The 20,646-nt window shown below is 71.2% G+C and carries 18 protein-coding genes and 1 pseudogene; 1 reads left to right on the top strand and 18 read right to left on the bottom strand.

The window, feature by feature from the left end:
• Positions 1–71: 71 nt before the first annotated feature.
• Positions 72–1,634, top strand: a complete 1,563-nt coding sequence (locus D7X99_RS35815) for a hypothetical protein (RefSeq protein ID WP_121781682.1) — start codon at positions 72–74, stop codon at positions 1,632–1,634.
• Between the two features lie 9 nt (positions 1,635–1,643).
• Here the strand turns inward: D7X99_RS35815 and D7X99_RS35810 are convergent, their stop codons facing one another.
• The 18 genes and pseudogenes from D7X99_RS35810 to D7X99_RS35725 all read right to left on the bottom strand — a co-directional run.
• Positions 1,644–2,384, bottom strand: a complete 741-nt coding sequence (locus D7X99_RS35810) for a TlyA family RNA methyltransferase (RefSeq protein ID WP_120598235.1) — start codon at positions 2,382–2,384, stop codon at positions 1,644–1,646.
• Positions 2,381–4,138 (bottom strand): 1-deoxy-D-xylulose-5-phosphate synthase, encoded by a 1,758-nt coding sequence (locus D7X99_RS35805; protein ID WP_121781681.1) that lies wholly within the window; start codon positions 4,136–4,138, stop codon positions 2,381–2,383. Before D7X99_RS35805 ends, D7X99_RS35810 begins: the two co-directional genes overlap by 4 nt.
• Positions 4,138–5,031 (bottom strand): polyprenyl synthetase family protein, encoded by an 894-nt coding sequence (locus D7X99_RS35800; RefSeq protein WP_121781680.1) that lies wholly within the window; start codon positions 5,029–5,031, stop codon positions 4,138–4,140. The genes D7X99_RS35805 and D7X99_RS35800 overlap by 1 nt, the downstream gene beginning before the upstream one ends.
• 5 nt (positions 5,032–5,036) lie before the next feature.
• A complete protein-coding gene (locus D7X99_RS35795; protein ID WP_014397650.1) occupies positions 5,037–5,426 on the bottom strand; it encodes a PleD family two-component system response regulator in 390 nt (129 codons plus the stop codon).
• A gap of 27 nt (positions 5,427–5,453) precedes the next feature.
• The gene (xseB, locus tag D7X99_RS35790) at positions 5,454–5,792 is read right to left on the bottom strand and encodes an exodeoxyribonuclease VII small subunit (RefSeq protein ID WP_121781679.1); all 339 of its coding nucleotides are present in this window, start codon (positions 5,790–5,792) and stop codon (positions 5,454–5,456) included.
• A 41-nt stretch (positions 5,793–5,833) separates the two neighbouring features.
• The gene (gene xseA / locus D7X99_RS35785; RefSeq protein WP_121781678.1) at positions 5,834–7,555 is read right to left on the bottom strand and encodes an exodeoxyribonuclease VII large subunit; all 1,722 of its coding nucleotides are present in this window, start codon (positions 7,553–7,555) and stop codon (positions 5,834–5,836) included.
• Positions 7,552–9,291: an FHA domain-containing protein gene (locus tag D7X99_RS35780; protein WP_233613974.1), complete on the bottom strand. Its 1,740-nt coding sequence runs from the start codon at positions 9,289–9,291 to the stop codon at positions 7,552–7,554. The genes xseA and D7X99_RS35780 overlap by 4 nt, the downstream gene beginning before the upstream one ends.
• A 36-nt stretch (positions 9,292–9,327) precedes the next feature.
• Positions 9,328–12,495 carry an FHA domain-containing protein gene (locus D7X99_RS44015; RefSeq protein ID WP_255429663.1) on the bottom strand — a complete coding sequence of 1,056 codons (3,168 nt, stop codon included), beginning with the start codon at positions 12,493–12,495 and terminating at the stop codon, positions 9,328–9,330.
• 22 nt (positions 12,496–12,517) lie between these two features.
• Positions 12,518–13,408, bottom strand: coding sequence for a type II secretion system F family protein (locus D7X99_RS35770; RefSeq protein WP_121781676.1), 891 nt, complete (start codon positions 13,406–13,408; stop codon positions 12,518–12,520).
• Positions 13,409–13,421: 13 nt separating this feature from the next.
• Positions 13,422–14,267 (bottom strand): type II secretion system F family protein, encoded by an 846-nt coding sequence (locus D7X99_RS35765; protein ID WP_120580963.1) that lies wholly within the window; start codon positions 14,265–14,267, stop codon positions 13,422–13,424.
• Positions 14,268–14,345: 78 nt separating this feature from the next.
• Positions 14,346–15,164 carry a Flp pilus assembly protein CpaB gene (gene cpaB / locus D7X99_RS35760; RefSeq protein ID WP_120565598.1) on the bottom strand — a complete coding sequence of 273 codons (819 nt, stop codon included), beginning with the start codon at positions 15,162–15,164 and terminating at the stop codon, positions 14,346–14,348.
• 232 nt (positions 15,165–15,396) lie between these two features.
• Entirely contained in the window at positions 15,397–15,657 is a 261-nt protein-coding gene (locus D7X99_RS35755) for a hypothetical protein (RefSeq protein WP_120580964.1), read from the bottom strand.
• A 60-nt stretch (positions 15,658–15,717) separates the two neighbouring features.
• On the bottom strand, positions 15,718–17,169 hold the full coding sequence (locus D7X99_RS35750) for an anti-sigma factor (protein WP_121781675.1): 1,452 nt from the start codon (positions 17,167–17,169) through the stop codon (positions 15,718–15,720).
• Positions 17,166–17,813, bottom strand: a complete 648-nt coding sequence (locus D7X99_RS35745; protein ID WP_120565707.1) for an RNA polymerase sigma factor — start codon at positions 17,811–17,813, stop codon at positions 17,166–17,168. The genes D7X99_RS35750 and D7X99_RS35745 overlap by 4 nt, the downstream gene beginning before the upstream one ends.
• Before the next feature lie 64 nt (positions 17,814–17,877).
• A complete protein-coding gene (locus D7X99_RS35740) occupies positions 17,878–18,285 on the bottom strand; it encodes a DUF2085 domain-containing protein (RefSeq protein ID WP_121781674.1) in 408 nt (135 codons plus the stop codon).
• Entirely contained in the window at positions 18,254–19,309 is a 1,056-nt protein-coding gene (locus tag D7X99_RS35735) for an ABC transporter ATP-binding protein (protein ID WP_121781673.1), read from the bottom strand. The genes D7X99_RS35740 and D7X99_RS35735 overlap by 32 nt, the downstream gene beginning before the upstream one ends.
• Positions 19,306–20,337 carry an ABC transporter ATP-binding protein gene (locus D7X99_RS35730; protein ID WP_121781672.1) on the bottom strand — a complete coding sequence of 344 codons (1,032 nt, stop codon included), beginning with the start codon at positions 20,335–20,337 and terminating at the stop codon, positions 19,306–19,308. Before D7X99_RS35730 ends, D7X99_RS35735 begins: the two co-directional genes overlap by 4 nt.
• Positions 20,334–20,646 (bottom strand): annotated as a pseudogene (locus D7X99_RS35725) (hypothetical protein); the annotation flags it as partial. The gene D7X99_RS35730 and the pseudogene D7X99_RS35725, both read right to left, overlap by 4 nt.

Genomic DNA, 20,646 nt, shown 5'->3' with positions numbered 1-20,646 from the left:
TTCTGGGGGATGGGCGCGGTAGGGACGTGGCCCCGCCCGCTTCCCGGGGGAGCGCGGTAGAGTGCGAAACCATGCACTCCGTCCCTTCGCGCCCGTTCGCGCCGCGGGCCTTCCTGGCCTCGCTGACCTTCTGCGCTTCCGTGTTCGCCGCCTGTGGTGGTGAGAAGCCGGCTCCCACTCCGGACCCGCCGACGGTGACCCTCACCGTGCCGCAGCCCAACACGGCGGCCCCGTCGCTGACGGTGCGGGTCATCGTGTCCGGGTGTGACGCCGTGTCGCGGGTGGACATCTACGACAAGGACACGTTCCTGAAGACCGTGCCCTACACCAGCGGGTCCATGGACTTCGAGCTGGCCTCGAATGAGATCAAGTACACCCGCGGCCTCGCCGTGAGCCTGTCGCTCAACGCGCGGGCGACGTGCTCGGATGGCCGGACGAACTCGTCCCAGCCGCAGGCGGCCACGTTCCTGCCGGTGACGAAGGTCATCAAGGATCCAGACCCCAACGGCCAGGTGGTGACGGACTTCTTCATCGCCGAGGGCAGCGGCACCAACGTCGCCTTCATCGGGTGCGGCAACCCCACCACGGGCTCCGGCACGCTCTTCCGCGTGGACTCGGCGGGCGTGGTGCGCAACTCGGTGGAGCTGGGCATCCCGTGCAGCTCCTCGACGGTCATCACCAGCATCAACCCGACGAGCGGCAAGCGGTGGGTGTGGACGCCGGGCTCGGGCGCCGTGGCGGTGGACTCCAACTTCGCCATCACGGGTCGCACCGCGGCCACGTACAAGCTGCAGCAGCTGTCGGTGATGGCCAACGGCGACGCGCTGGTGAACGACCTGTACACGGTGTCGCGCCTCAAGCACACGTCGTCCGGCGGCTCCTTCCAGTGGATGTTCGAGAACGCGCCGCTGCAGCCCATCACCCCGCCCAAGGAGAAGGGCCAGCAGGTGCTGGTGGCCTATCCGAACACCGCGGGTGGCGGCGGGCCCGCCTTGCAGATCGAGGTCGCCACCCTGGACGCGAACGCCACGAGCCAGGACCTCCAGCCGGTGAGCACGCGCATCATCTACAAGTACAACGGCCTCATCAGCGCGCCGCCGCCAGCGTCGTTCAGCGTGGATGGCTCCACGCTCTTCATGTCCTTCGACTTCAACAACAACCAGTCGCGCATCGAGGCCTGCTCCACGGAGGCCGCGGGCTGCGAGGGCAACGCGTACCGGTGGTCCAGTACCACCTTCCCGGTGCCCATCCGCTTCCTGCTGCCGTTCAACGGCGGCTCGAAGGTGGCGGCCATTGGAGACCAGCGCGTGTGGTTCCTGAACTCGACGAGCGGCCTCGTCATGAACAAGGGCGGCACGTCCGTGGACGCGTCCGGGCAGCTGCGCATCCTCCAGGTGCAGTTGGGCCAGCCGACGAGCGCGGAGTTCTACCTGCTCACCGGCCCGAACGTGGCGGGCGCCCTGCCCCAGGAGATCGTCGCGGTGGACTCCGCCGAACAGGGCGAGCTGTTCCGCTACGAGGTCTCCAGCAGCCTGTCCTGCTCCGTGGATGACAGCGGGCGGCTGTGGATGCGCGTGGGCAACAACCTGGTCCAGGCCCTCACGCTGCCTGAATACCGCGCCGTCAAGCCGTGACGGCGGGCCTCAGGGCCTGTCGGCGACGAGGAGCGCTTCCACGTTGCCGGCGGGCCCGGGCACAGGCGAGTCCATCAACCCGCGCACGCTGAGCCCGTGCTCGCGCACGAAGGCCGTCACGGTGTCGATGGCGTCCTGCCGCGCTTCCGGGTCGCGCACCACGCCGCCCTTGCCCACCCGCTCCGGGCCCACCTCGAACTGGGGCTTCACCAGGGCGATGAGCAGCCCGCCCGGTGAGAGGAACGGCAGCACCGACGGCAGCACCTGGGTGAGCGAGATGAAGCTCACGTCGATGACGACCACGCCCACCTTCTCCGGCAGGTCCTCGTCCGTGAGGTAGCGCGCGTTGACCCGCTCGCGGGAGCGCACGCGCGGATCCACGCGCAGCTTCTCGTGCAGCTGGCCGTAGCCCACGTCGATGGCGTGCACCCGCACCGCGCCGTGCTGGAGCAGGCAGTCGGTGAAGCCGCCCGTGCTTGCGCCGATGTCCGCGCCCACGCGGCCCGTCACGTCCAGGCCGAAGCGGTCCATGGCCCCCTTCAGCTTGAGGCCGCCGCGCGACACGTACGGCATCACCTCGCCCTTGAGGCGCAGCTCGGCCTCCACCGGCACGAGGGAGCCGGGCTTGTCCACGCGCTGGTCCGCCACCACCACCTGGCCAGCGAGGATGAGCGCCTGGGCCTTGGTGCGCGACTCGGCGAGCCCGCGCTCCACCACCAGCACGTCCAGGCGTTCCTTCTTCGGCTTCACCGGTGCTCCTCTCCCAGCAGCGCACGGCCCGCGCGCAGCAGGCCCGCCGCATCCAGTCCCAGCTGCGTGCGCTGCACCCGCGCGTCCCCGTGCGGCAGGAAGACGTCCGGCATGCCCAGGAGCGTCACCCGGGGGGACACGCCAGATGCCGCGTACAGCTCCAGCACCGCGCTGCCCAGCCCGCCACGGACGGTGCCCTCCTCCGCCACCACCACGTGCCCGCCCGCAGCGGCCTCCAGGAGCGCGGCTTCATCCAAGGGCCACGCCCGGCGCGCGTCCAGCACGCTCCAGTCCGGCTCGCTCCGCACGGCCTCCAGCGCGGACAGGCCCAGCGGGCCCAGCGTCACCAGCGTCAGCCGGGAACCCGCCACGCGCTTCAGCCAGCGGGCCCCTGACACGGACACCTCCGACTCCCTCTGCGCCAGCTCCGGCGGCAGGTCCGGCAACGTGCCGCGCGGGAAGCGCAGCACGGAGGGCCCGGCGGCCTGGAGCGCGGTGGCGAGCATGGGCCCCAGGTCCTCCCCCACCACCGGAGCCCACTGCGTGAGGCCCGGCAGCGGCCGGAGGAAGGACACGTCGTAGGCGCCCTGGTGCGTGGCGCCATCCGCGCCCACCAGCCCCGCCCGGTCCACCGCGAAGACGACGGGCAGCCCTGGCAGGCACACGTCGTGGACCACCTGGTCGTACGCGCGCTGGAGGAAGGTGGAGTAGATGACGCACACCGGCTTCGCGCCCGCCGCGGCCAGCCCCGCGCAGAACGTCACCGCGTGCTGCTCCGCGATGCCCACGTCGTGCACGCGGTCCGGGAAGCGCGCCTTCAAGCCGGTGAGCGCACTGCCCTCCAGCATCGCGGGCGTCACGGCCACCACGCGCGGGTCGCGCTCCAGCGCGTCACCCAATACCTGGGCGAAGGCCTCGCTGAACGTGGGCCGTCCCCCGCGCGAGCGCACCAGCTTGCCGTCGCGCCACTCGTACGGCCCCATCGCATGGCCGCGCGTCTGCTCGTCCGCCTCCGCCGGCGGGAAGCCGCGCCCCTTCTTCGTCAGCGCGTGGACCACTACCGGGCGCGATGACGCCTTCGCCTCGCGCAGCGCCCGCGTGAGCGCGCCCAGGTCGTGCCCGTCCACCGGGCCCAGGTAGGTGAAGCCCAGCGATTCGAAGAAGGCGCGGGCGTTGCGCGTGCGCAGGAGCGCGGGGATGGCGCCCACGTTCGCGCTGATGGACATCTGGTTATCGTTGAGCACCACCACGAGCGGCAGCGGGCTGCCCCCCGCGTTGTTGAGCCCCTCGAAGCTCAGGCCTCCGGTGAGAGCGCCGTCGCCCACCACCGCCACCACGTGGCCCGAGTGCCCCAGCTGCCGCCGGCCGGAGAGCAGGCCCAGCGCCGCGGAGATGGCCGTGCACGCATGCCCGGCCGCCAGCGCGTCGTGGTGGCTCTCCCGCGGATCCAGGAACGGCGCGATGCCGTCCGCCTGCCGCAGCGTGTGCATCCGGTCGCGCCGGCCGGTGAGCAGCTTGTGCGCGTACGCCTGGTGCCCCACGTCGAACAGGAGCGCGTCCTGCGGCGTGTGGAAGACGCGGTGCAGGGCCACGACCAATTCGACCGCGCCCAGCGACGCGCCCAGGTGGCCTCCGACGCGTCCGCAGGTGGTGATGATGGCCTCGCGCAGCGCCTCGCACAGGCCGGGCAGCGCGTCCTCTGGGAGCGCGCGCACATCCGCGGGAGACGCGACACCGGACAGCACGTCCGCCATCAGGACTTCCGCTCCACCGAGTAGCGCGCCAGCGCCGCCAGCGGACCGTCCACGCCCTCCAGCGGGCGCACCGCCGCCTCCGCCCGGGCCACCAGCTCGTCGGCCATGCGTCGGGACTCGTCCAGCCCCACCACCGCCGGGAAGGTGAAGCGCCCGGCCTCCGCGTCCGCGCCCACCGGCTTGCCCATGGCCTCCGCGCTGGAGGTCACGTCCAGCACGTCGTCGGCAATCTGGAAGGCCAGGCCCACCGCTTCACCGTACGTCACCGCGCTCGCGAGCGCCGCCGCGTCGCCCCCGGCCGCCAGGACGCCCATCCGGCACGCCGCGAGGATGAGCGCGCCCGTCTTCATCCGGTGCAGCCGCAGGAGGTAGTCGAGCGCCGCGGCCCGGTCCGCCGCGATGTCCAGCACCTGCCCGCCCACCATCCCGCTCGCGCCCGCCGCGCGCGCCAGCTCCGCGCACAGGATGCCGCGCACCGGCTCCGGCCCCGAGGCGAGCACGTGGAAGGCCTCCGTCAACAGCCCGTCCCCGGCCAGTAGCGCCAGCGGCTCGCCGTAGACCTTGTGGTTCGTGGGCCGGCCCCGGCGCAGGTCGTCGTTGTCCAGGCAGGGCAGGTCGTCGTGCACCAGCGAGTAGGTGTGCACGTACTCCAGCGCGCAGGCCGCGTCCGCCACCACGGCGGCGTCGGTGCTCGACCTGGACACCGCGTCCGCGAAGGCCAGGCACAGCACCGGGCGCAGGCGCTTGCCGCCCGCGAGCAACGAGTAGCGCATGGCCTCCGCCAGCCGGGGCGGAGTGCCCGCGGGACCCAGGCGGTCCGCGCGTTCGAGCAGGCGTGCCTCCACCCGCGCCTGCTGCGTGCGCATGAAGGGGTCCAGGTTGAAAGCGGCCATCGGCGTCAGGGCTCCTTCGCCACGTCGGCGGGGATGAGTTCGCGGATGCGCTTGACGAGCGCGTCCAGCTCCAGCGGCTTCACGAAGTAGTCGGCCGCGCCGACCTCCATGCCTCGCCGCTTGTCCTCCGGGTCTCCCCGCCCGCTGATGAAGATGATGGGGATGTCCCGGAACTGCTTGTTCTGCTTCACGGCCTGACACAGCTCGAAGCCGTTGATCCAGGACATGTTCACGTCCAGGAGGATGGCGTGCGGCCGGTGCAGTTCCAGCGACGCGACGAGCCGCAGGCCATTGGCCGCGGACATGACCTCGAACCCCTCGGCCCCCAGGGCCTCGGCGAGCAGCTCGCGCGTGTCGCGGTCATCATCGACAATCGTAATCTTCGGCTTCGACATGCCCGGCCTCCACCCTTCCCCTGATACCTAGAACGGGACATCGTCCTCCGGTGGCGGACGCGCCTGCGCGGTCGTCCGGGGGGCAGCCTGCGGAGCGGGCCGGGCCGCCACCGCCAGCGGCGCCGCCACGTCCTGGCCGTCCTCGTCCACCAGCAGCTGTTCGATTCGCTGCTCGGCCTCCGTGAGCAGCTTCTCACCCCGGCGGACGAGGCGGATGCCCTCCTCGAACGCCTTGAGCGACTCTTCCAACGACAGGTCGCCGCTTTCCAGCCGCGCCACCGTGTCTTCCAGGCGCGACACCACGTCTCCGTACTGCTCCGGAGCGGGCTCCACCTTGGGGTTCTTGTCCGACTTCGCCACGGCCATCCACCTCCCCGAGCGGGGCGCGGAATGTAGAGGGTGGCCCGCTAGCAGTCCACCGGGCCTTTCAGGCTGGTAACGGTGGCTTCGATTTCTTCACACCCTCCCAGGGTTTTCGCCCCGTGGGCCGCCAGCTTGATGCCCAGCACGTCCCCCACCACCACGTCCGCCGTGGAGCGCACCACGACGCCGTCCCGCTGGCGGAACGTCACCGCGTAGCCGCGAGACATCACCTTCAGGGGGCTCAGGGCGTCCAGACGGCCCCCCAACCGGCCGAAGTGCGTCTGCGCGGACGCCAGCATGCCCCGCTGCAGCTCCAGAAGCCGCGCTCTCGCCTGGGCCACCTTCGCCCGCTCGGCGGCCACCCGCGCCGTGGGGGATTGCCGCTCCAACCCCAGCCGCGCGTCCGCCAGCGCGCCCCGCCGACGGGTGACGCCCGCGCGCGCCGCCTCCGACAGACGCATGGCCAGCTTGAGCAGGTGGGCCCGCTGCTCCGACAGCCGCGTCTGGGGCCGCGCCCGCTGCAGCCGCTCCTGCAAGGCGCGCAGCGTCTCGCGGTGCTCGCGCGCGCGAGGGCGCAGCACGCGCATCATCGCCTCCACCTGTTCGGACAGGTGCAGGCGCTGATGGTTCACCTCGCGGCGAGGGTCCGGCAGCCGCGCGCGAAGCTGGCCCTGGCGCTCGCGCAGCTCCAGCACCCGGCGCTCCATGGCCCGGCGCAGGCGGCCGGACTGCGTGGCCAGCGTCAGCTCCAGGTCCGCGAGCACCGGCGCCAGCCGCTCCGCCGCCGCGCTGGGCGTGGGCGCGCGCAGGTCCGCGACGAAGTCCGAAATGGTGAAGTCGATTTCGTGGCCGATGGCGGACACCACCGGCACCGGCGAGGCGAAGATGGCGCGCGCCACCCGCTCCTCGTTGAACGTCCAGAGGTCCTCCACGGAGCCTCCTCCGCGCGTCACGACGATGACGTCCACGTCGGTGCGCGAAAGCCGCTCGATGGCCCGCGCCACGTCCTCCGCGGCGCCCTCACCCTGCACGCGCGCGTCCGCCAGCAGCACGCCCAGCCGGGGGTTGCGCGAGTGCAGCACGCGCAGGAAGTCCTGGAGCGCCGCGCCGGTGCGGCTGGTGACGACGCCGATGCGCCGGGGCAGGAACGGCACGGGCCGGGGCGGCCGCACGCGACGGTCGCCAATGAGCCCCTCCGCCGCCAGCCGCTGCTTGAGCTGCTCGAACGCGAGCGCCAGCGCGCCCTCGCCCACCGGCTCCAGCCGGGACACGATGAGGCTGTAGCGGCCCTGCGGCTCGTACAGGTCCACGCTGCCCTCGGCCACCACCTCCATGCCGTCGCGCAGCGCGAAGCGGATCCGCCCCGCCATGGACGCCCACACCTTCGCGTCGATGGAGGCGTCCGCGTCCTTGAGCGTGAAGTACCAGTGGCCGCGCGCGTTGGCGCCCCGGAAGCTGGACACCTCACCGCGCACCATCACGCGCGGGAAGCGAGTCTCCACCGTCTGCTTTATCTGCCGGGTGAGCTCGCCCACCGACAACACCGTGCGCTCCGGGCGCGGCGGCGGGGTGACGGCGGCAGGGGGCGGCGCGGCGATTTCAGCCACCGGCGTGGGCGAATGAGCCGGGGGAGCCGGAGGCGTCTTGCCTCCGCTGGCGGCCTTCGCGGGCGCGGGACGCAAGGGGGGGAGCAGCGACGTGCCGAACAGGTCGCCCTGCCCCGGCTCTTCGGCCGGGGGCGGCTCCAGCCCCTTGCGCTTCTTCATCGCGACAGCTTCTCGACCCAGCCCTGGGCCTTGCCGTGCAGTTCGTCGTCGGGCGGCGTCATCGCGACGACATCGCGGAACTTGGGCAGCGCGTCCTCCGGGCTGGAGTCCTTGATGGAGTAGGCCTGCATGTACAGGTCCTTCGCCTTGCCCTTGAGGTCGTTGACGATGTTGGCGGCGCCCGTGTGGCTGGGGTCCGCCTGGAGGGCGCGGCGAGCGAACTCCATGGCGCGCGACCACTGGCCGGCGGCCTTCGCGCCCGCGGCGCTCTTGTAATAGATGTTGCCCGCGCGGGTGCCCGCGTTGCGCGCCATCTTGCTCGTGCGCCCTTCGGTGATTTCCTTGTCCAGCGCGAGCAGGCGGGTGAGGCCCTTGGCGTCCAGTTCCTCCAGCTTCTTGTAGAGGTTGCCGAACTCCGTCATCTGCGCCATCAGCTGCTTGCACTGGGACGTCTTGGCCGAGCACGCGTTGAGGATGGCCACCGCACCGGTGATGTCCGCGTCGCGGAAGCGGTCCACCGCGGGCTCCCACGGCTTGGGCGTCGCGGCCACGCGCACGGGGTCCGGACGCGTCAGGTCCGCGATGACGCGCACGGCGTCGTCGTTGACAAGCTTGCCGTCGCGGTGCTCGGGGAAGGTCGCGAGCACGTCGTCGGTGATGGCCTTGGCCTTCTGCACGTTCTCCAGCGCGCGGGTGTCCAGGAGCCCCTTGGCCTCCTTCGTGCGCTTGTCGGCGGCGTCCGTCAGGTTCTTGCGTGCCGTCTTCAGCTGCTCGTACTGCTGGGTGTCGCTGGTCACCTTCTCGATGGACGCCTTCGCGCTGGCCAGCTCGCCCTTGTCCAGCGCCGCCTGGGCCGTGCCCAGGTGCTTCTGGTTGGGAATCTCCCGCTCCGCGGCCTTCAGGTAGTCCTCGACGCCGGGATAGTCCGACGCCCGCGTGTGGAGTTCCTCCAGCTTCGCCTTGGCCTGCTCCCACTGGCCCTCGCGCACCAGGTTCTTGGCCTCCTGGAAGAGGCCGCCCAGCTGCGCGCGGTACTCACGCTGCTCCGCCTCGATGCGGCCCTGCTCCTCCGCCTGCTGCCGCATGCGCGAGCGCGCGACGCCCAGGCCCGCGAAGAGCACCACCAGCACGGCGACGCCCGCGAGCTTCATCCGCATGCGCTTGCGCTGCGCTTCCGGCGTGAGTTCCGCGGCGGCGGCGGCGCGCGACGTCTGCGGGCGCGCGCGGCCCTCCCGGGCGGGACGCGTGGGCACGGCCGTGGGACCGCGGCCCGCCGCCGTGGACGGACGGGGCCGGGAGCCGGTGGGGGCCTGCACCTTCGCGGTGCTGTTGGCGGTGTCCTCGTAGCGCAGCTCCGAGTCGCCCAGCGTGATGACGTCGCCGTTGGCGAGGAGCGTCTCCTCGGCGATGGGCTCACCGTTGAGGATGGTTCCGTTGCCGGAGCCCATGTCACTGACCATCCAGCCCGCGGACTCCTTGCGCAGCGTCACGTGCTTGCGGGAGACGGACGTGTCCTGGATGCAGATGGGGTTGTCGGTGGAGCGGCCGACCGTGTACTCGAGTTCGGAGAGCGCGAACTCCTCGCCCTCCATGGGGCCGGCGACGACGACGAGCTTCGCGGGGCGGGCCGCGGCGGCACCGGCGGTCGACCGGCGGACCGGCGCGCGCGAACCGCTCCCGGAGGAGGGCGTACCGGACGTAGGCCGTCGGCGGGCGGGGGGAGGTGCGTTCGACATGGCGGTCACCGCGTCCTGCTGAGGGGGGCACGGGCCCTAAAGCTCGTGCTCATAGGCTTTTTCCAGCGCGAGATTGTGGCAGCGATGCTCGGCCGTAGGGAAGCGTCTCCGTACGTCTTCCAGGGTCGCGACCGCATCCCGTCGGCTGCGGAACTGAACCGCCCGCTGGAACTGCATCATCAGCTGGCTGCAGCGGTGGTCCAGCTCCATTGAAATCTGGGCGATCCGCTCCCGGACGTCCTCGTAAAGCTCCGGCTTGTCGTCCAGCGCTTCCAGGGTGATCCACGCGGCGCGGTATTCCCGCCACGCCTTGAACAGGTTCTCCGCGCCCACATCCTTGAGCTCGTAGAAGCGGGCCCCCGCCGTCGCGGCCTCCCGGGCGGAGGCGACCAGCTGATCCGGCGGCGCCTCCGGCACCGGGATGATCTCCAGCCGCAGGTTCCAGATGCGCCACGGGTCGCGGCCGGGCGGGTTGAGGGCGTTGTCGAAGAGGAGCTGGTTGTTGGCGTTGCGCCGCAGGAGGCTGGGCGGGAGGATCTGCTCCAGCTCACGCTCGGCCGTCTGCGCAGTGTCCGGGGGCACCCAGCCCAGGGACACGCCGTTGAGGGACAGGTTGACCTCGTCCCGGGCGATGCTGCTGGCCTGGTAGTGCAGCACCGCCACGGCGCGCGTGGGGGACACGAAGCGGAAGTCGAAGAGCTTGTCGTCGGCGTGGACCCAGCGCACACCGTCGCCCAGGCCGAAGGAGTCCGTCACCGGCTCCATGCCCAGCGTGAAGGGTTCGCGGCCCGGGAGCCGGATGGCCGTAGGGACCGCGAGCGCCACGAGCAGCGTCACCACGCCCAGCACGGCCACGCCCGCAAGCGACGCGAAGGCGATCCGCTTGGGCAGCGACTGTCGCTTCCAGAAGAGGAGGAACCGGCCCTGGAGCGACTTGCCCAGCTGACGCCGCTGGCGGGCCTTGTCGGCGGCGGACGAGGGCTCGACCTTCGCGACGACCGTCACCGGGCCGTTGGGCACGGGCTGGACGAAGGAGTCCTCCAGGTCGGCCGGCACGGGCTGGGTGGCATCCCCCTGCCCGTCCGCGGAGGGCACCGAGGCCAGTGGGAACTCGCCCGGCAGCGGGCCGGGGTCCAGGGTGGGAGCAGGCGCGGCCCGGTCCCGGCGGACGAACGTCACCGGCTCCGGCGAAGGCGGCGGGACGGGAGGGCTCCAGGCCGGCGGAGGCGCCACGAGGCCAGGGGCGACCGGGCCCGTGAAGGTCCCTGAGGCCCGGGTCTCCTCGGGGGCCGAGAAGAGGTCATCGTCCTGGCCGACGAAGGTAGAGGGCTCGCTGGAGTCGGGCGCGGGGGCGGGCGCGATCGCGACGCGCACCGGAGGGGCCACGAGCGGACTGACCGGGGTGATGGGCCGGAGGTCGAGGACGGTCCGCTCCTCGGGCTCCTCCATCATCGGTGGAGGCAGCGCGGGCGAGGCCGCCTGTGGCGGCGCCGCGGCTTCCACGGGCGGCGCTTCCAGGGTCGCCGGAATCGCCATCAACGTTCGCTCCTCGGGCTCGTCCAGCTCCGGGAGCGACAGCACGGGAGGCGGCGGCGCGGCGGGCACGAGCGAATCCACCGTGGAGATCGCCATCAGCGTGCGCTCCTCGGGCTCGTCCAGCTCCGGGAGCGGCAGCACGGGAGGCAGCGCCGCAGCGGGTGCGTCCGCCGTGGGGATCGCCATCAGCGTGCGCTCCTCGGGTTCATCCGGCACCACGGGGGCCAGGTCCACGGGAGGCAGTACGACAGAAGGCCGAGCCGGAGGCGGCGGAGCCATGAGCCCCGGCGGCGACATCAACGGCAGGCCGGGCGCGGAAGCCACGGCGCCCCGGGACACCGGAGCAGCGGACGCGCGCGCGGCGCCAAGCCCCAGCGAGGGACGGTTCAGCGCGGGCGCACCGACACCAGGAAGGTTCGCGACGCCGTTCCGCTTGGCGGGAGCCGCGGGCTCGACAGGAGCTGAAGCGGCGACCTTCCCCGGCGCGGAGGTCGCCGTCGAGACAGGAGTTCCAGCCGAGGGAAGTTCGAGCGAGGAGGCCGGGGCAGCCTCCAGCGCGGATGACCGGCCCGGTCCCGAGGCACCGACCGCTGACAGTCCCGGCCCGGAGGCCCGGACGGAGGCGGAAGGTCCCGGAGCCTTGTTCGCGACCGGAGCGCTCAGTACCGGGGGGCCAGCGGAAGCCTTGGCCGGCGCACCCGCGCCCGAAGCGGCAGGCCCCAACACCGGGGGCCCCGCGGGAGTCCTGGCAGGCGCGGTCGCTCCCGGCGCCGAAGGACCCAACACAGGAGGCGCGGCGGGAACCTTGCCCGAAGCAGCCGACGCGGAGGCACCCAGCACAGGCGGACCCGAAGGAGGCCTGGGCGGAGTCGCCACACCCGGCGAGGAAGCTCCCACCACGGGAACTCCCGGTGCAGGCCGGGCCGGCGCAGCGGATGCCGGCGCGGAAGCCCCCAGGACGGGAGCTCCCGATGCAGCCCGGACAGGCGCAGCGGATGCCGGCGAGGAAGTTCCCAGCACAGGAGGCTTGGGCGGAGCCGCCGCACCCGGCGCGGAAGCGCTGAGCGCAGGCCCCGGTGGAGGCCGGACCTGCGCAGCCGCACCCGGCGCGGGGGCATTGACCGCCGGCAGATCCGGAGCGGAGGGCCGCTTCGGTGTGGCGGCCGGCACCGGCATCGCAGGGGTCGCCCCACCCTTCGCCGCGGGCACCGCCATTCCCGGGCGCGGCGGGGATGCAGGCCGGGCCATGGCCGGCATCGACTGCTGGTAGCTCGTGGGCGCCGCTTCGATTTCCGCGAGCGAGGCCTGCCCCAAGCCCTGCGGCGACACGTTCGCGTGGGGCGGCGCGAGCACCCGCCGGATGGGCCGGGTGACGTCGTCGTCATCCTCCGGTGCCATCCACACGAAGGTGAACTCCACCGGCCCCACGGTGATGCGGTCGCCGTCGCGCAGCTGCTTCTCGCCGGCCAGCGGCTGGCCGTTCAGCTGCGTGCCGTTCGCGCTGCCAACGTCCGCGGCGAAGTAGCGCCCATCCCTCGCCGTGATGCGGGCATGACGCCGGGAGACACCGTGGTCATGCAGCACCAGGTCGTTCTCCGAGGTCCGGCCGATCTTCACTTCGGCCTGCTCGAAGGCGAGCTCCCTTCCGACCTGGAGCCCCTGGGTGATGGTGAGCAGGATGGGCAGAGGACTAGCCCCCGACGTTGCCGAACATGAACTGGAACACGATGGGCCCGAAGAGCACCATGAACACCGTCGGGAAGATGCAGGCGATGAGCGGGAAGAGCATCTTCACCGGCGCCTCGCCCGCCAGCTTCTCGGCGCGCTGCGTGCGGTCGATGCGCATCTGCGTGGACTGGATGCGCAGCACCTTGCCCAGGCTCGTACCCATCTTGTCCGCCTGGATCAGCGCCGTGACGAACGTCGTCAGCGACGGCAGGTCCACGCGCACGATCATGCTCTTGAGCCCCTCTTCACGCGTCTTGCCCATCTTGAGCTGCTTGAGCACCAGCTGCAGCTCTTCACGCAGCGGACCCTGGCGGCCCTTCTCCACCACCTTCGCCAGCGCGCCCGTGAAGTCCATGCCCGCTTCCACCGACAGCGTCAGCAGGTCCAGGTTGTACGGAAGCGCGCGGCTGATGGCCAGGTGACGGCGCTTCACCTGATCGTTCAACCAGATGAGCGGATAGAACAGGCCCAGCAGCATCACCAGCAGCGACCAGGCCAGGTTCATGCCCATGCCGTTGACGACGAACAGGCCCGCCAGGAGCGCGAAGAAGGCGCTGATCTCCTGCAGCGCCATGATGTCCTCGGGCTTGTACTGCGACGGCTCGCCCGCCTTGATCAGCTTGCGGCGCGTCTTGGACTCGTAGCCCGGCCACATGAAGCGCCGGTTCATCGCGCCCAGCTTGCGGACGGCGACGGAGCCAGCGCCCTTCATGCCGCCCGCGGACTCGTCGCGGACTTCCGTGAGGAAGCGCTCCAGGAGGTTGGAGTACAGGCCGATGCCCAGGAACGCCACCGCTCCCGCGGTCAGCAGTGCCGAGCCGCCCATCAGCAGAAATGTCAGGACTTCCTGCACGGTGCGCCTCGTTTCAGATGTCGATGTTGACGATGCGCCGGATGATGAGGATGCCCATGATCTCCATGATGGCGATGATGGTCACCAGGATGTAGCCGAAGATGTGGTTCATCATCGGCTCCATCAGGTCCGGGCGCATGTAGTTGAGCACCATGCCCAGCACCGCCGGCATGGCCGCGACGATCCACCCCTGCAGCTTGCCCTGGGAGGTCAGCGCGTCGATCTTGCCTTCCAGACGGAAGCGCTCGCGGATCACCGTGGAGATGGTCTCGAACATCTCCGCCATGTTGCCGCCCAGCTGGCGCGCGATGTTGGTGGAAACCACCACCAGCTCCAGGTCGTCGCTGCCCACGCGCTTGCCCATGTTGACGAGCGCTTCTTCCAGCGGCACGCCCAGCTTCACTTCCTTCACGAAGAGGCCGAACTCCTGGGACAGGGGCGGCATCGCTTCGCGCGCCACGTGCTCGATGGCCTGGGGGAACGTGAGGCCCGCCTTGAACGCGTTGGCCATGGCCTGCAGCGCGTCCACCAGCTGCACGTTGAACTTCTTGATGCGGCGCTTGCGGTAGTGCTTCACGAGCAGCATCGGCAGGAAGAAGCCGAAGATGGTCGCGAGCACCGCGAGGATGGGGTTGAAGACGATGTAGCTGAGGATGCCCAGGAGGCACATGCAGGCGATGTTGAGGATCAACATCTGCCGCGCGTCGATGAAGAGGAACATGTCGCTCAAGTCGTTCATCGACTTGGCGACGTACCGCTCCTGGTACTGCTCATACGCCTTCGACAGGACGCTGAAGATCACCAGGCTGAAGAAGAACACCGAGCCGGTGACGAGAAGGAGGACGATACCTGCGAGCATGGGCGCGAATCCCCGGGGGATGAGGGAGGGGTCGGCAGGGCCGCTTCAGCGTCAAGCGAAGCGGCCCCGCGCGCAGGACTACGGAGAGCCGGCCGAGGCCTTCTCGCCGCCGCCACTGCCCTTGATGATCTGGATGATCTCCCGGCGCTTCTGCTCCAGCACACGGGTGCGTTCACCGGAGAGCAGCGTGCTGATGGTCGCGCGGCCACGCTCCTCGATGAGGTCCACGTCGTCCTCGTTGCGCAGGGACAACGTCAGCTGGCCCAGTTCCGCCGCCAGCACCAGGATCTCCGCCTCTTCCGGCAGCACCATCAGCGAGACGTTGGAGTACTCGCGCTGGTTCTCCGGGATGAGGTTGATGTTCGTGGTGCCCGTGATCTTACCCGTGGCGACCACGATGATGTTCTGCAGCAGCGTCACCGCGACGCTCTCGTCCGTCTGCGGATCGCGGAACGTGCCGATGATGTCCACGTGGTCGTTCGGGCGAATCCACCCGCCCACGGACGTGGTCTGCTTCGCCTCGATGGTGATGGCGCGCGCCTTCTTCTGCACCTTCGTGGACAGGCGCTCGGCGGCCTTCGTCGTCTCGAACTGGCTCCAGAGGATGGGGTCGCCGGCCTGCAGCGCCACCAGCACCTTCTGGTTCACGATGTAGTTGGCGGAGTCCGGCTTCACCACCGACGAGGTGACGAACTGCTCCGGCACCGAGCGCTGGGAGATCATCTCGTACGTGATGACCGAGCCCTCGGGCATGTCCTGGCCCGCCACCACCACGGGAACCAGGTTCCACCCGCGGCGCACATCGGATTCCTTCTTCTTGATGGCCGAGTAGGCCACGATGCCCGCGAGCAAACCGAGCACCAGTGCGACGACGAGTGGGGTCTTACCCTTCAACATGGTTCAAAGTCCTCCAGAACGGTGGGGCGCCGTCGTGGCGGCAGGACTGCTTTGGACGAGGGGGCGATGCCAGGGCGCGAACGAGGCAAGATGTTAGCCATGCCCCAGAGCAGGTGTCAAAACCACCTCTCGTGACAAAGCGGAATCCCGGGACGTCCGGAGCTCGCGGAGCCTGTCCGCCCAGGGGGGAGGACGGCTCGACGCAGTGAGTTGATCCGCGGCCTTCCGGCCCTCAGGGGAACGGCAGGTTCAGCACGAAGTAAAACGAGTCGTAATAGATCTGGTACGCCTCGAGGAACAGGTCGATGACGTTGGTCTGCCGGTCGTCCGTCCAGCGGATCTTCACCGTGGCGCCGACGACGAGCCCGACGATCAACACCCAGTTGATCATCGAGTACTCCACCATGGCCTGGCCACGGCGGGCCCGGCGCGGGGAGCGCGGCGGCGACTTCCGGGGGCTGTTCACGGGGGGAGCGTGCACGTCCGACGTCATGGTCCCATTATCCAGGACCCAGGCCCTGGACGCATCGGTCATGTGGACTGCCGCCCTCCCCTACTGCGCGCGCTGGGCGGGAGCGGCCCTGTCCGTGTCCGCGGAGGGCGTGACCTGACGCAGGCGGCGCTGGGCCAGCTGGGCCGCGCTGGAGCCGGGGGCCTCGGTGATGATCTGCCCGCAGATGGCGGTGGCCTCCTGGGTCCGTCCCTGGACGGACTCCGACTCGCAGAGCCGTGAGAGCAGGGCCAGCCGCTCGCTGCCGCTGGCTCCAGCCGCGAGCGCGGCGCGCAGCAGCTGAGCCTCCCGGGCGCGGTCACCCTGGTTCGCGGCGGCCTGGGCCTGGGCGGACAGGTCGCGCGCCGTCATCGCCTCCTTGGAGGCGGACTTCGCCACGGGAGAAGGCTTCGCCGCCTCCGCGCGGGCGGACTCCTGCTTGGGCGTGGCGGTCGAAAGCGCCGGGGGCGTGGACGGAGGCGCCGCGCCTCCGATGGAGCCCACGGCGGCGGGGGCCATGGGCGCGGCCTGGACCACGGGCGCGGAGGCCACGGCAGGAGGCGGCGGAGCCGCGCCCGCTGCCACTCCGTCGTCTTCATCCGAACTGAGCCCACGGCCATAGGCCGCCTCACCCAGCCGCAGGGAGTCACCCTTCGCGCCCATGGCCTTGTCGCTGAGCTTGCCCGCGGAACGCCGCGCCGCGGGCTCATCCTTCGCGAGGTAGCCGTCGTTGGACTTCTCTTCCTTCGGAGGCGCCTCCTGCGCCGGCGCCCCGGCCGTCGCCTGATCGAGCGCGGCGAACTCTTCCTCCGCGTCCCGGACGGCCTTGGACATCTTCTTCTTGGGAGCCTCGATGTCCGCGCGGCGCTCCAGCAGCGCGCCACCACTGCCCGCGTTCATCCAGTCGGACGGACGGGCCGCGGCGGTGCCCTTGCGCTGCGTCTTGGCCTCCACCTGATTCCGGTTGAACTCCCTCTCGCCCGGCGCGGGCGCGGCCGCCAGTGCGTCCGAGGCACCCTCGGGCACATCCACTTCGAGGGTCGCGCTCGACGGCGCGGGGGCCAGGGCACTCGGGGCGCGCTTCTCCCGCGTCGGCGACTCCTGCTTCGCCGCGGCCATCGTCGGGCTAGGAGCCCGCTGCGACAGGTTCGGCGCCAGGTCCAGGTTCTCGCTCACCGTCAACGTCAGGAGGCCGAAGGTGCCCACCGTGGCCAGGCCCACCGCGGGCAGCAGGAAGCGGCGCCAGCGCGAGGGCTTCGGCTCGGGCCCGGCGGCGGCGCGGCGCGCGGACTGCTGCGCGTACGCGAGCAGCGACTCCAGGCCCGCGTCCGGCGCGGGCTCCGACGACAGCTGCGCCATGGTGGTGCGCACGCCGCGGATGTCCGCCAGCGCCTTCGTGCAGCGCACACAGCCCTGGACGTGCTGCTCCAGCACATGGGCCTCCGACGCGGGCAGCTCGCCATAGGCGAAGTCGAGGAGCCGGTCCTCGTGCGCGTGGGCATTCTGGGCATTCATCCCGCCACCGTCCTTCCATCCTCCGACAGGTCGCCGTCCACGCCCAGCTCACCCAGGCGGCGGCGCAGGCCCTCCAACGCGTAGCGCATGCGGCTCTTCACCGTGTTCTCGGACACGCCTGTCACCTCGGCGATCTCCTTGAACGGGATGCCGCTGTACTCGCGCAGCACGAACACCTCGCGCTGCTCCTCCGGCAGGGCGGACAGGGCCCGCTCCAGCAGGGGCCGGAGGCGCGCGTTGTGCGCGCCGCGCTCCGGGCTGGCCCCGGCATCCGGCAGCCCCTCGCCCAACGGACGTCCCTCGTCGCCGTCGGCACCCGCCGAGGGGGCTTCCAGGGACGTCGTCTGGCGGTAGCTCTCTTTGCGCGTGCTGTCCACGCAGAGGTTCCTCGCGATGGTGTACAGCCAGGTCGTGAACCGGGCCTTGGGCTCGTATTCCCGGGCGCTGCGGACCACCTTGAGCCAGGTCTCCTGCAGCACGTCCTCCGCCCGCGCCCGGTGCCCCACGAAGCGCAGGATGAAGTTGAACACCGGCGCGCGGTGCTTGCGCACCAACGCATCGAACGCACGCGCGTTTCCCGCCTGGAAGGCGAGCATCAGCTGCTCGTCTGAGGTTTCGGGTGCCAAACTTCCCCCAGTGCCCATGAAGCCACGGGTGCCATCCCCTTCACCGCCCAAGGCCTGTAACGGACAGCCGTGCGCGAAAGGTCTATTCCGGCCGTGGCCGCCGGTAAGTGGCGAGAATGACAGGGACCGCCACCCCTGTCACCAGAAGTGCCTGCGCAAGTAATACCGCCGGCAGTGGGCGCTGCACATGCACGTACAGCGAGCGGCCGAGCCCCACTCCCAACAGGATGCCCGTCAGCGTACGCACCGCGTTGGAACCCGAGGCGGGCCAGAAGCGTCCCACCGCCCAGTCCACGAGCGCGGGCAGCGTGAGCCCCAGCACCACCGGCACGTCCCACTCCCACTGGAGCGGAGCCTTCAGCGCGAACAGCCCAAGGAACACGCCAGCGAGCACCGGGTACGTGCCCAGGCACCGCGCGCACACGCGCACGCCCGCGAGCACGTACGTGCGGTTGTACTCATCCGGGTGATGATGGCTGAGCCAGAACACCGGCACCTCCTCCGGACGTGGAAACAGCGGGCCCATCCTGCACGTTGCGCGAATCCCCTTCGGCCAGGAAGCAAGCCGCGGCGTGGCCTCCACCCAGGGGATACAGCGGGGGTGACTCGCGGCGGCAGCGCTCCATCACATGCGGGCAGCGCGGATGGAACGCGCAGCCGGTCGGCGGCGACAGGGGCGAAGGCGGCTCTCCCGGCAGCAGCAGCCGCGTGGGGGGACGCTCCGGATCCGGCACGGGCACCGCGGACAGCAGCGCCTGCGTGTACGGATGGCGCGGTCCGGCGTACAGCGACCGGGACGGCGCCACCTCCACGATGCGGCCCAGGTACATCACCGCCACGCGCGTGGACACGTACTCAACGATCTTCAGGTCGTGCGCGATGAAGACGTAGGTGAGCCCGCGGTCGCGCTGCAGGTCCACCAGCAGGTTGACGATCTGCGCCTGGATGGAGACGTCCAGCGCGCTGATGGGCTCGTCCGCCACCACCAGCTCCGGACGCAACGCGATGGCACGTGCAATCCCGATGCGTTGACGCTGGCCGCCGGAGAACTCGTGCGGGTAGCGCTGACGCGCCTCGCGGGGCAGCCCCATGGCGTCGAGCAGCGCCAGCACCTCGTCCTCGCGAGCCTTGCCCTTCGCGAGGCCGTGGATGGCGAAGGGCTCCGCGAGGATGTCCCCCACCGTCATGCGCGGGTTGAGCGACGCGTACGGGTCCTGGAAGACGAGCTGCATCTGTCGGCGCAGCGGCCGCAATTCGCGCTGCGACAGGCCGGTCAGCTCGCGCCCGGCCACGCGGATGGAGCCGGAGGTCGGGTCGATGAGGCGCAGCACCGCGCGCCCCAGCGTGCTCTTGCCGCAGCCGCTCTCCCCCACCAGGCCCAGCGTCTCGCCCCGGGCGACGTCGAAGGACACGCCGTCCACGGCGCGCACCGTGCCGCGCGTGCGGCCCAAAAGGCCGCCCTTCACCGGGAAGTGCACCTTCAGGTCGCGCACCTGGACCAGCGGTTCGCTCATGGCGCGGGCACCGGGTGATGACAGGCGGCGGACTGGCCTCCGCGCTTCGGCTCCAGCACGGGCGTGACGCGGGCACACAGCTCCGAGGCGCGGTCGCAGCGGTCGCGGAACGCGCACCCGGAAGGCAGCGCGGTGAGCGACGGCACCATGCCGGGAATGGCCTTCAGGCGCTGACGCCCGCCATCGGCCGCCGCGCCCGCGTCGTGCAGCGACGGGATGGAGCGCAGCAGGCCCGCCGTATACGGGTGCGCGGGCCGGGCGAACAGCTCGCGCACCGGGGCCTGCTCCACGATGCGGCCCGCGTACATCACCACCACCGCGTCGCAGCTTCCCGCCACCACGCCCAGGTCGTGGGTGATGAGCATCACCGCCATGTTCCGCTCGGCCTGCAGGCGCTTGAGCAGCTCCAGGATCTGGGCCTGGATGGTGACGTCCAGCGCAGTGGTGGGCTCGTCCGCGATGAGCAGCGCCGGGTCGCACGCGAGCGCCATGGCGATCATCACGCGCTGGCGCATGCCACCGGAGAGCTGGTGCGGGTACGCGTCCACGCGCTCGCCGGGCGCCGGGATGCCCACCTGCCGGAGCATCTCCACCGCGCGCTCACGCGCCTGCGCCCGGGTGGCCCCCAGGTGCAGCCGGACGCCTTCGCCAATCTGCTCGCCCACGGTGAACACCGGGTTGAGCGACGTCATGGGCTCCTGGAAGACCATGGCCACGTGCCGACCGCGCACGCGCCGCATCTCCTTCTCCGGCAGGGCCAGCAAATCATTGCCCCGGAAGCGCACCTCGCCGCCCACCACGCGGCCGGGCGGCTGCGGAACGAGCCGCATCACCGACAGCGCCGTCAGGCTCTTGCCGCAGCCGCTCTCCCCCACCACCCCCAGCGTGCCGCCGGGAGGAACGGAGAAGGACACGCCGTCCACCGCGCGCACCGTGCCGCGCGGGAGCGACAGCTGGGTGACGAGCCCCCGCACGTCCAGGAGCGGGGCGCCGGCAGAAGCCCCGGGGGACGGCGCGACACCCGTCACTTCTGGGCCAGCTCCTCCAGGAACTCCGCCTCCTGGATGAGCCCCTTGCGGATGAGCAGGCGGATGAGGCTCGCGACCATGCGCGCGGGCTTCACCTTCTCCGTGTCCAGGCTGGCCTCTTCGCCGCGCGAGATGCGGTCGATGTCGTCCAGCACCGCCAGGTCCTCCTCGGAGAAGTCCGGCTTGGGCGTGAGCGCCACGGACGGCTTCACGCCCTGCGCGGCGCCGCCGAAGAGCACCACCGGCACGCGCGGCTTGCTCGGGTCCTCCGGCTCCGCGGGAGGCGGCGGCGGACGCGGAGCCTTGGGG

The sequence above is a fragment of the Corallococcus sp. AB032C genome (assembly GCF_003668935.1).
In the GTDB taxonomy this organism is placed as follows: Bacteria; Myxococcota; Myxococcia; order Myxococcales; family Myxococcaceae; genus Corallococcus; species Corallococcus exiguus.
The sequence above is the reverse complement of the archived record's forward strand: the minus strand, read 5'-3'. Positions and strand labels throughout refer to the sequence as shown.

What these genes read in the sequence shown, in the direction of transcription:
- D7X99_RS35755 (WP_120580964.1), bottom strand. Translation starts at nt 15,657, where the DNA reads ATGACGTCGGACGTGCACGCTCCCCCCGTGAACAGCCCCCGGAAGTCG.
- cpaB (WP_120565598.1), bottom strand. Translation starts at nt 15,164, where the DNA reads ATGTTGAAGGGTAAGACCCCACTCGTCGTCGCACTGGTGCTCGGTTTG.
- D7X99_RS35745 (WP_120565707.1), bottom strand. Translation starts at nt 17,813, where the DNA reads ATGGGCACTGGGGGAAGTTTGGCACCCGAAACCTCAGACGAGCAGCTG.
- D7X99_RS35750 (WP_121781675.1), bottom strand. Translation starts at nt 17,169, where the DNA reads ATGAATGCCCAGAATGCCCACGCGCACGAGGACCGGCTCCTCGACTTC.
- D7X99_RS35805 (WP_121781681.1), bottom strand. Translation starts at nt 4,138, where the DNA reads ATGGCGGACGTGCTGTCCGGTGTCGCGTCTCCCGCGGATGTGCGCGCG.
- D7X99_RS35795 (WP_014397650.1), bottom strand. Translation starts at nt 5,426, where the DNA reads ATGTCGAAGCCGAAGATTACGATTGTCGATGATGACCGCGACACGCGC.
- D7X99_RS35735 (WP_121781673.1), bottom strand. Translation starts at nt 19,309, where the DNA reads ATGAGCGAACCGCTGGTCCAGGTGCGCGACCTGAAGGTGCACTTCCCG.
- D7X99_RS35780 (WP_233613974.1), bottom strand. Translation starts at nt 9,291, where the DNA reads ATGTCGAACGCACCTCCCCCCGCCCGCCGACGGCCTACGTCCGGTACG.
- D7X99_RS35800 (WP_121781680.1), bottom strand. Translation starts at nt 5,031, where the DNA reads ATGGCCGCTTTCAACCTGGACCCCTTCATGCGCACGCAGCAGGCGCGG.
- xseB (WP_121781679.1), bottom strand. Translation starts at nt 5,792, where the DNA reads ATGGCCGTGGCGAAGTCGGACAAGAACCCCAAGGTGGAGCCCGCTCCG.
- D7X99_RS35815 (WP_121781682.1), top strand. Translation starts at nt 72, where the DNA reads ATGCACTCCGTCCCTTCGCGCCCGTTCGCGCCGCGGGCCTTCCTGGCC.
- xseA (WP_121781678.1), bottom strand. Translation starts at nt 7,555, where the DNA reads ATGAAGAAGCGCAAGGGGCTGGAGCCGCCCCCGGCCGAAGAGCCGGGG.
- D7X99_RS35765 (WP_120580963.1), bottom strand. Translation starts at nt 14,267, where the DNA reads ATGCTCGCAGGTATCGTCCTCCTTCTCGTCACCGGCTCGGTGTTCTTC.